Genomic DNA, 473 nt, shown 5'->3' with positions numbered 1-473 from the left:
CCTTTAAACTCAGTTAGAAAAAGGCAGTCGCGGTCATAACGACCTCAGCTTTACTAAAGGCAGCACTAAAAAAATTATCCTTACCGGCTTTGACCCCTTTTTATTAGATAAAAACATAAATCAAAGTAACCCATCTGGGGTTGCTGCCCTCTTGCTAGATGGTCAAGTAATTAACTACCAAGGCATTAGCGCTGAAATTAACACCGTTATGGTGCCCGTTCGTTATGCCGACTTTGATCAAGGTATAATCGAAGCACTCCTCGCGCCCTATTACGCCCTGAATAATGTCGATATGATTGTTACTGTAAGCATGGGTCGCAAAGATTTTGATTTAGAAAGATTTCCCGGTAAGCGCCGCAGCGTAACTGCCCCAGACAATGCCAATATTATATTTGGCGGGACACAAACAGCTCCCTTGCTCCCAAGTTTAAATAACCAGCCACTGCCAGGTAACGAATTTGTACAATTTAGCC

At 43.1% G+C, this 473-nt stretch carries 1 pseudogene; it reads left to right on the top strand.

Annotation, left to right across the window (positions count from 1 at the left end):
* Positions 1 to 7: 7 nt before the first annotated feature.
* Positions 8 to 473 (top strand): annotated as a pseudogene (locus AAEY62_RS20295) (PA0049 C-terminal domain-containing protein); the annotation flags it as partial.

Source organism: Pseudoalteromonas sp. GW168-MNA-CIBAN-0100 (assembly GCF_040309225.1).
GTDB lineage: Bacteria > Pseudomonadota > Gammaproteobacteria > Enterobacterales > Alteromonadaceae > Pseudoalteromonas > Pseudoalteromonas arctica.
Note: the sequence above shows the minus strand (reverse complement) of the source record. Positions and strands in the feature narration are given on the sequence as shown.